This window comes from Catellatospora sichuanensis (assembly GCF_007483665.1).
Classification (GTDB): Bacteria; Actinomycetota; Actinomycetes; order Mycobacteriales; family Micromonosporaceae; genus Catellatospora; species Catellatospora sichuanensis.
On record NZ_VIQO01000038.1, the window covers coordinates 137,085 to 144,601 of the forward strand.

7 protein-coding genes and 1 pseudogene are annotated in these 7,517 nt (G+C 70.9%); 3 read left to right on the forward strand and 5 right to left on the reverse strand.

Annotation, left to right across the window (positions count from 1 at the left end):
• Positions 1 to 20: 20 nt before the first annotated feature.
• Together FLL47_RS38015 and FLL47_RS38020 are read right to left on the reverse strand one after the other, a co-directional pair.
• Complete coding sequence (locus tag FLL47_RS38015) at positions 21 to 272, reverse strand: UBP-type zinc finger domain-containing protein (RefSeq protein ID WP_144127511.1); 252 nt, start codon at positions 270 to 272, stop codon at positions 21 to 23.
• 52 nt (positions 273 to 324) lie between these two features.
• Positions 325 to 1,890: a Na+/H+ antiporter gene (locus tag FLL47_RS38020; protein ID WP_144127512.1), complete on the reverse strand. Its 1,566-nt coding sequence runs from the start codon at positions 1,888 to 1,890 to the stop codon at positions 325 to 327.
• 421 nt (positions 1,891 to 2,311) lie between these two features.
• Here FLL47_RS38020 and FLL47_RS38025 point away from each other — a divergent pair, with 421 nt between their 5' ends.
• The 3 genes from FLL47_RS38025 to FLL47_RS38035 all read left to right on the forward strand — a co-directional run bounded on the left by FLL47_RS38025 (position 2,312) and on the right by FLL47_RS38035 (position 4,858).
• Positions 2,312 to 2,659 (forward strand): hypothetical protein, encoded by a 348-nt coding sequence (locus tag FLL47_RS38025; RefSeq protein ID WP_144127513.1) that lies wholly within the window; start codon positions 2,312 to 2,314, stop codon positions 2,657 to 2,659.
• Positions 2,660 to 2,743: 84 nt separating this feature from the next.
• Complete coding sequence (locus FLL47_RS38030) at positions 2,744 to 4,123, forward strand: serine hydrolase domain-containing protein (RefSeq protein ID WP_186316151.1); 1,380 nt, start codon at positions 2,744 to 2,746, stop codon at positions 4,121 to 4,123.
• A gap of 9 nt (positions 4,124 to 4,132) precedes the next feature.
• Positions 4,133 to 4,858, forward strand: a complete 726-nt coding sequence (locus FLL47_RS38035; RefSeq protein ID WP_144127514.1) for a PIG-L deacetylase family protein — start codon at positions 4,133 to 4,135, stop codon at positions 4,856 to 4,858.
• Between the two features lie 121 nt (positions 4,859 to 4,979).
• Here FLL47_RS38035 and FLL47_RS38040 read toward each other — a convergent pair whose 3' ends face one another.
• The 3 genes and pseudogenes from FLL47_RS38040 to FLL47_RS44500 all read right to left on the reverse strand — a co-directional run.
• Entirely contained in the window at positions 4,980 to 5,783 is an 804-nt protein-coding gene (locus FLL47_RS38040; protein ID WP_144127515.1) for a hypothetical protein, read from the reverse strand.
• Positions 5,784 to 5,965: 182 nt separating this feature from the next.
• Positions 5,966 to 7,363: a GH1 family beta-glucosidase gene (locus tag FLL47_RS38045; RefSeq protein WP_144127516.1), complete on the reverse strand. Its 1,398-nt coding sequence runs from the start codon at positions 7,361 to 7,363 to the stop codon at positions 5,966 to 5,968.
• Positions 7,360 to 7,517, reverse strand: a pseudogene (locus FLL47_RS44500) (carbohydrate ABC transporter permease); the annotation flags it as partial. The pseudogene FLL47_RS44500 and the gene FLL47_RS38045, both read right to left, overlap by 4 nt.

The following is a 7,517-nucleotide window of genomic DNA, read 5'->3' on the forward strand; positions in this document are numbered from 1 at the left end:
GCTCACCGGCCCCGCAGCCCTCAGCCCACGACCTCGTGCAGGTAGCACCAGCGCCAGTTCTCACCCGGTTCGAACGACTGGATGACCGGGTGCCCCACCTCGTGGAAGTGGGCGGTGGCGTGCTTGTGCGGAGAGGAGTCGCAGCAGCCGACGTGCCCGCAGGTCAGGCAGCGGCGCAGGTGCACCCAGGTGGTGCCGTCGCGCAGGCACTCCTCGCATCCGTCGGCACGGGCCGCCGGGTCATCGGCGCTCTTCAGGTCCTCACAGCTCATGCCTGCTCCTCGTATCGCTCGTCGACCGCATGCGCCCGCATCGGCCCACGCGTCAGTCCATCCGTTCCAGCATCGACTCTTCCAGGTCCATGTCGCGTTGTGCCCGGACGAGCACGTCCTCCGGGATCCGGCCCGCGTCCCGGGCCGAGCGGAACACGGTCCGCTCGGCCTCCAGCATCTCCCGGCGCAGCCGCACGTAAACGGCGGTTGGCGTTTCCCGGTCGGCGCCCAGCCGCTCCCACACCGCGTTGGAGCGCCGTTCGGTGAGGGCGCGCAGCTTCTCCACGACGTCCGGCGAGGCGGTGTCGGCCAGGCTCTCCAGCCGCTCGCGGGCCGCCTTGCTGGCCTGCTGCTGCGCTTGCGCCTCGGCGAGGATGTCGCCGGTCCGGTCGTCGGCCTGCACCTTCAGCATCCGGGCCACCATCGGCAGGGTCATGCCCTGCAGCACGAGGGTGCCGACGATGACGGCGAAGGCCAGCCAGACGAACAGCGCCCGCGGGTAGGGCATGCCGGCGGCGAGCGTGGCCGGCAGCGCCAGCGCGGTGGCCAGGGTGACCACGCCGCGCATGCCGGCCCACGAGATGACCGTCGCCCCGGTGAAGTCCAGGCCGGTGCCGTGGCGGCGCACCATGGGCAACAGCCGGACCAGGTACGCGACCGGGTACATCCAGGCGAATCGGGTGACGATCACGGTCGCGAGCACCGCCAGGGTCAACCCGACCACCTCGGCGACGGGGGTGTTCAGGCCGGTCAGCACCTCCCGCAACTGCAGCCCGACGACCAGGAACACCAGGCCTTCCAGCATGAAGGTGATCATGCGCCAGAACGCGCCCATCTGCAGGCGCGACGCCGCCGACATCAGTGTCGGCATCCGGTGGCCCAGGTAGAGACCGGCGACCACGACGGCGACCACCGCCGACGCGTGGATGACCTCCGCGATCACGGTCACCGCGAAGGGGGTCAGCAGCGAGATCGAGTTGTCGATCAGCGGGTCGCGGGTGCGCCGGTGCAGGAACGCCGCGGTGAGCGCACCCAGCGCACCGACCAGCACGCCGCCGCCGGCCGCCAGCAGCACCTGCTCGGCCACGGCCATCGGGCCGACCGCCGTGCCGATCGCGACCGCCACCGCGACCCGGAAGATCACCAGTGCGGTGGCGTCGTTGAGCAGGCTCTCGCCTTCCAGGATGGTCACCATCCGGCGCGGCAGCCCGATGCGCTTCGCGATGGCGGTGGCCGCGATGGCGTCGGGGGGCGCCACCACGGCGCCGAGGGCGAGGCAGGCGGCGAGCGGCACCTGCGGCAGCAGCGCGTGCACGAGCAGGCCGACCGCGACCGCGGTGAAGATGACCAGGCCGACCGCGAGCAGCAGGATCGAGCGGATGTTGTGCCGGAACGCCGGCACGGATGTCTCCAGCGCGGCGACGTACAGCAGCGGCGGCAGGACGCCGATGAGCACGATCTCGGGTTCGAGCACGACGACCGGGAACCCGGGCACCAGCGCCAGGCAGAGCCCGACCACCACCAGCACGATCGGATTGAGCAGGTTGTACCGGCGCGACAGCGCGGACACCGCGACGACGACCACGGTCAGCACGACCGCCACCACGAGGGCATTCACGTGTCAGAGCCTATGGTGTGGCACGCCCGCCGACGCGTTTGTCGGCGGTCACCGCACCCATCCGGCGCATCCGGGCACGAATATCCGCTGCTGACGGCGACGCCACCCCCAGCTGACCGGCCGGTAGGTAAGATTTCTCTCCCGCCCAGTGGGAAACATGCACAATAGCGCATGGGTTCACTCGATGTTCATCTTTCCTTGCCGACCGGTCAGGCAACCCCGTGCGCCGCCCGGTTACCGCCCCCGATGGGCGTTCTACCTGCCGGTCGGTAGGCAGGCTAAATGAACTCCCGGTGAAAGCACCCCTGACCTGCCGCCCGGCAAGGCGTTTGCCCAGTTCACGGCGTTGACCATGTCCTCCGGCCGGAGGTTTGATCGGCAGGTTCCGCTAAATCAGCCATCTTTGGGAGGAGGGTGTTCGATGCAGGAGACCGCTCGTGCCATCGGCCACCGGCTGCGGATCACCACCACCATGTTCAGCCTGATGCTGTTCCTGGTCGCCGGGCTCACCGTCATGGCGCAACCGCAGCGGGCGTCGGCCGCGCAGCTCACCGAACCGGTTTCGGTGTCCATGCAGGAATCGACCGCGTCCGCACTGGACGGCGGCAAGCGCTGCTGGAAGCAGACCTACCGCTGGCACCACCGCACGTACAAGAAGTGGGTCTGCAAGTACAGCCACCACTACAAGAAGCACTACAAGAAGAACTACCACCACAAGAAGCACAACAACCACGGCAACAACCACCACGGGTACAGCAACCACCGTTGAGGTGCACCCGTCCCGGGCCGGCGGCCCCGACCGCCGGCCCACCCGCGCCCCGCGCGGACCCGGTCACGATGGCACGATGGCCTGATGCCTGAGATGGACCTGCTGCCGGCCACCCGCCGCGCCCTGTTGCACCGCATCGCCACCGCCCAGACCGAGGGCCGCGCGCCGTCCCTGGTCGGCGCCGTCGTCCGCGACGGCGCCCCGGTGTGGACGCACGGCCGGGGCCTGGTCGGCGGGCAGCCGCCGACCGCCGACACGCAGTACCGCATCGGCTCGCTGACCAAGACGTTCGTCGCCGTGCTGGTGATGCGCCTGCGCGACGAGGGCCGGCTCGACCTCGCCGACCCCCTCGGCACGCACCTGCCCGCCGCGCCCCCGGACACGGCCGGGCTGACCGTCGCCCAGCTGCTCGCGCACACCGCCGGGCTGGCCTCGGAGACCCCCGCACCCTGGTGGGAGCGCACAGACGGCGGCGTACGCCCCGAGCTGGCCGACATTCTCGACGCCGACGGGATCAAGCACCCCGCAGGACGGGTCTTCCACTACTCGAACCCGGGCTTCGCGCTGCTCGGCGCACTCGTCGAGGAACTGCGCGGCAAACCGCTGGAGCAGGTGCTCGCCGAGGAGATCCTCGGGCCGCTGGGCATGACCCGCACCTCACTGCTGCCGCAGGCGCCGCACGCCCACGGCTGGGCGGTGCACCCGTGGGCCGACGTACTGCTGCCCGAACCCGCCACCGACACCGGCCGGATGGCCCCGGCCGGGCAGCTGTGGTCCACCGCCGAGGACCTCTGCCGTTTCGCCGCGTTCCTGGCCAAGGGCGACCCGGCCGTGCTGGCCGAGGCGAGCGTGGCTCAGATGCGCACCCCGGCGTCCCCGCTCGACGGCCCCGTCTGGGACCTGACGTACGGCCTGGGCATGCAGCTCAAGAACGACGGCGGCCGGCTGCTGTCCGGGCACACCGGCTCCATGCCCGGCTTCCTGTGCACGCTGTGGGTCTCCCCCGCCGACGGCCTGGGCGGCATCGTGCTGGCCAACGCCACCTCGGGGATTTCCATCGGCGCGCTCGGCGCCGACCTGGTGCGCATCATGGCCGAGCACGAGCCGCGTATTCCGGACCCGTGGACCCCGCTGGAGTCCTACGACCCGGCGCTACTGGAGCTGACCGGCCCCTGGTACGTGGGACCGACCCCGGCGCTGATCCGGCTGCGCACCGACGGTGACCTGGAGTTCGGGCCGCTGACCGGCGCGGGACGCAGCTCCCGGATGAAGGCGCGGGGCGACGGCACCTGGCTCGGCCTGGAGGGTTACTACGCGGGCGAGACGCTGCGTGTGGTACGCGACGCCGCCGGTGCGGTGACCCATCTGGACCTGGGCAGTTTCGTGCTCACCCGCCGGCCGTACGGTTCGGACACCGTCCCGGGCGGCGTCGACCCGCTGGGCTGGCGCGGCGGGCCCGCGTAGGGTCGGGGCATGGACCAGCTGGAGCCGATGCCGCAGGACTGGACCCGGGCGCTCGCCATCGCCGCCCACCCCGACGACCTCGAATACGGGGTGTCCGGGGCGGTGGCGGCATGGACCGCGGCGGGCAAGGACGTGCGCTACGCACTGGTCACGCGCGGCGAGGCCGGAATCGACACCATCCCGCCGGCCGAGTGCGGGCCACTGCGCGAGGCCGAGCAGCGCGCGGCGTGTGCCGAGGTCGGCGTGTCCGAGCTGGAGTTCCTCGGCCATGCCGACGGCGTCGTCGAGTACGGCCTGGCCCTGCGCCGGGACCTCGCCGCGGCGATCCGCCGCCACACGCCCGACCTGGTGATCACGGCGAACTTCCACGACATGTGGCCCGGCGGCGGCTGGAACTCCCCCGACCACCGCAACGTGGGCCGGGCCGTAATGGACGCGGTCGGCGACGCGGGCAACCGCTGGATCTTCCCGGAGCTAGTGGGGCAGGGGCTGGCCCCGTGGGGCGGGGTGCGCTACGTCGCCGTCGGCGGCTCGCCGCAGGCCACCCACGCCGTCGACATCACCGACACGCTGGACCGGGCGGTCGCCTCGCTCGACGCGCACCACGCCTACCTGGACGGGCTCGGTGATCACCCGATGGCCGCCACGCGCGACTTCCTGGAGTGGATGGCCGACCTGACCGCACCGCGCTTCGGGGGCCGTCGCGCGGCGGCGTTCGAGCTGTACCGCATGTGAGCTCCCGTCCCGGCCGCCCGCACCGGCACATCCGCCCATGATAGACGTTGGCCTATCTCATCGAGTTTTCGAAGATCGGACTCGATGAGATAGGCCAACGTCCATGACAGAGCGAGGCCGATCAGCGGGCGACGGTGTCCCCGTGCCGCCCGGCGTTCGCGCCGACGGAGTGACGCCGGGACCGCGCGGCGGCCAGCTGCACCGGCGCACCGGGCACGGCCAGCAGGTCCTGCTGCTGGCGCTGGTACAGGTGGGTGGACATCGCGTAGCAGAACGTGATGACGCCGAGCATCTCGCACAGCTCCTCGACGGACGCCGCGAGCAGGTACTCCATGTATCCGGTGCCCGGCGCGACGTTGCCGCTGACGTCCCGGCCGACGAACGCCCCGACGATCTCCATGCCCACCGCGCCGAGGACGAACAGCACCCCGCCGCCCGACACCAGCAGGCGCGTGCGCAGCGGCAGGTGGAAGAGGAACTTCAGGTAGGACACACAGAAGACCAGCACGAACGGGGCGGCGACCACGATCCAGGAAAGGTAGGACGCCTTGCCCAGCTCGACCAGGCCCATCTTGCGGCTCATCTCGTGCATCTGCGTGATCTCGTCCATGGACAGGAACGCGAAGACCACCGACAGGATCCGCCAGTGCTTGGCGTACTTCTCCCCCCGCCCGCTGACGTTGTTCGCGATCTCCCACAGCACGTACGCGGTGAGCAGGAGCAGGGCGCCGGAGAACCAGGTGGGGAGGTTCTTCTCCTTGTCCACGTTGAAGAACGTGGTCCACCAGGCGAACGCCGGGATCACATTGTGATGGCCCAGCCCGTGGTAGAGGTAGTTGCCGCCGAGGCTCAGCACGTGCAGGCCGGCGACGAAGCACAGCAGGAAGCGCACGAGCGTGCGGGGAGTCGGCAGGTTGATTCTCATCGCGGCTCTATTCGACGGCGGGCCGCCCGGCGCGGGCCGGGAGGCGTGGTTGCCGAATATAACGGTCTAAATCACCCAAACGACTCTTGACTTCGCAGAATTCATGCCGCGGGTGCCGGACAAGGAGGAGGCGCGGCCCGGCTTCCGCCGTGACCGCGCCTCGGTGACCGGTGATCGGGCCGTCAGGGCAGGCCGTTGCGGCCGATGACATCGGCATACCAGAGAGCGCTGTCCTTGGGCAGGCGGCGCTGGGTGTCGTAGTCGACGTGCACCAGTCCGAAGCGCTTGCCGTAGCCGTACCCCCACTCGTAGTTGTCCAGCAGCGACCAGGCGAGGTATCCACGCAGGTCGGCCCCGCCCTCGATGGCGGCATGCGCCGCCCGCAGGTGGCCGTCGAGGTACGCGATGCGCTCGTCGTCGGCGACCCGGTCGCCCTCCACCACGTCGGTGTAGGCCGCGCCGTTCTCAGTGATCATCAGCGGCACGCCGGGGTAGTCCGCGGCCAGGCGCAGCAGCAGTTCGGACAGTCCGGTCGGGTCCACCGGCCAGTCCATGGCGGTGACCGGCGCGCTCTGGGTCATGAACTCGACGCCTTCGCTGCCGGGGTGCGCCTCGCCGCTGTGCGCGCCGACCTGGGCCCGCACCAGCGCCGGCTGGTAGTAGTTCACGCCCAGCAGGTCGATCGGGGCGGCGATGAGCGCCTCGTCGCCGACTTGGATCACCCCCGCCGCGCCGAACCGCTCGAACAGCGCGAGCATGTCCTGCGGGTAGTGCCCGCGTAGCGCCGGGTCGAGGAACAGCCGGTTCTGCAGCCCGTCGATGAGCCGCGCAGCGGTCCGGTCGTGCTGGTCGGCGGGGTTGACCGGCCGCACGTCGGTGAGGTTCAGCGTCAGCGACACCTCCCGCGCCCCGCCCGCCCGCAGTGCCCGGGCAGCGAGCCCGTGCCCGAGCATCAGGTGGTGCACCGCCTCGAACGTCGCCCGGGGGTCCTGGCGGCCCGGGGCGTGCACGCCGCTGCCGTAGCCGAGGAACGCCGAGCACCACGGCTCGTTGAGCGTGGTCCAGGTGCGCACCCGGTCGCCGAGCCGCGCGATGGTGGCCGAGGCGAGGTCGGCGAGGTAGTACGCGGTGTCGCGGTTGGTCCAGCCGCCCCGGTCCTCGAGCACCTGCGGCAGGTCCCAGTGGTAGAGGGTGACCATCGGGTCGATGCCGTGGCCGAGCAGTTCGTCCACGAGGCGGTCGTAGAAGTCCAGGCCGCGCGTGTTGACCGGGCCGGAGCCGTCGGGCTTGATCCGCGGCCAGGCGATCGAGAACCGGTAGGTCCCGAGGCCGAGCCGCTTCATCAGCGCGACGTCGTCGCGGTAGCGGTGGTAGTGCTCGCAGGCGACGTCACCGGAGTGGCCCTCGAACACCTTGCCCGGCGTACGCGAGAAGGTGTCCCAGATCGACGGGGTTCGCCCGTCCTCGGTCGCCGCGCCCTCGATCTGGTAGGACGCGGTGGCCGCGCCCCAGCGGAACCCGGCCGGAAAGCGCACCGGCGCGGTTCCGGCCAGCTGCTCCTCGGTGGTGGCCAGCGTCATGACTTCACCGCTCCCTGCATGATGCCGCCGATGATGTACTTGCCGAGCAGGGCGAACACGACCAGCAGCGGCACGGTGGCGATCGCGGTGCCGGTCAGCGACAGCGAGTAGTCCTGGATGTATCCGCTGGCCAGGGTCGACAGCGCGGTCTGCA

Bases quoted from the DNA above. Each gene is read 5' to 3' on its own strand.
- FLL47_RS38045 (WP_144127516.1), bottom strand. From the start codon at position 7,363: ATGACGCTGGCCACCACCGAGGAGCAGCTGGCCGGAACCGCGCCGGTG.
- FLL47_RS38025 (WP_144127513.1), top strand. From the start codon at position 2,312: ATGCAGGAGACCGCTCGTGCCATCGGCCACCGGCTGCGGATCACCACC.
- FLL47_RS38015 (WP_144127511.1), bottom strand. From the start codon at position 272: ATGAGCTGTGAGGACCTGAAGAGCGCCGATGACCCGGCGGCCCGTGCC.
- FLL47_RS38040 (WP_144127515.1), bottom strand. From the start codon at position 5,783: ATGAGAATCAACCTGCCGACTCCCCGCACGCTCGTGCGCTTCCTGCTG.
- FLL47_RS38035 (WP_144127514.1), top strand. From the start codon at position 4,133: ATGGACCAGCTGGAGCCGATGCCGCAGGACTGGACCCGGGCGCTCGCC.
- FLL47_RS38030 (WP_186316151.1), top strand. From the start codon at position 2,744: ATGCCTGAGATGGACCTGCTGCCGGCCACCCGCCGCGCCCTGTTGCAC.